We start from the raw sequence: 799 nt of genomic DNA, 5'->3' as shown, positions 1-799 counted from the left end.
GGGAACGCCCGCCTGGGACGTCGCGCGGATCGACCGGACATTCGCGGAGACCTTCGTCCTGAGATCCGAGCTCCTAGTCGCGAGTTGCAGCGACGGCATCGTCGGCTGTTGCACCTTGTCGGCCGAGGATCCCGAGTTCTGGCCCGACGCCCTCAAGGGGGAGGCCGCATATCTGCACAAGCTCGCGGTGCGACGGACACATGCGGGCCGGGGTGTCAGCTCCGCGCTGATCGAGGCTTGCCGCCATGCCGCGCGAACGCAGGGGTGCGCCAAGCTGCGGCTCGACTGCCACCCGAACCTGCGTGGCCTATACGAGCGGCTCGGATTCACCCACGTCGACACTTTCAATCCCGGCTGGGATCCAACCTTCATCGCAGAACGCCTAGAACTCGAAATCTAACGTCCGTTCGGGCATCGAGGTCCATGTCGGGGTGGGACGGGCCCGTGGCTTCAAGATCACTTGCAGTCCGACCGCGATGTCTTGGTTGCGCGAGAGGTTGTCGATATCCTCCACTTCCATCATCAACCCTGGATAATGCCGCCGCCGTCATCGCCGCCGACGCCCGTGCCGGGCTTTTCGGGCCTGTCAGGCTTGCTCGGCCTTCAGCCTGCCTGGGCGAGATCTCCGGCGGACGGATTAACGGCGGAGCTTCGCCGCCTTTCGTGCGTGTGAAGGCCGAAGATAGTTCTCTCAAAAACATCCGTTTATGAGAGATACCAAATGTCATTTTCAGAAGACGACTGCACCAGTTGATTGGGCGTAATGGCTGTTGTGCAGCCAGCTCCTGACAGTTCAATA

1 protein-coding gene is annotated in these 799 nt (G+C 61.7%); it reads left to right on the top strand.

Annotated elements, in window-relative coordinates:
* The coding region (locus PG888_RS23000; protein ID WP_058671088.1) for a GNAT family N-acetyltransferase at positions 1–400 on the top strand (400 nt) is incomplete at its 5' end.
* Positions 401–799: the final 399 nt, after the last annotated feature.

Origin of the sequence: Aeromonas sp. QDB23 (genome assembly GCF_027707745.1) — a bacterium.
GTDB lineage: Bacteria > Pseudomonadota > Gammaproteobacteria > Enterobacterales > Aeromonadaceae > Aeromonas > Aeromonas allosaccharophila.
The sequence above is the reverse complement of the archived record's forward strand: the minus strand, read 5'-3'. Positions and strand labels throughout refer to the sequence as shown.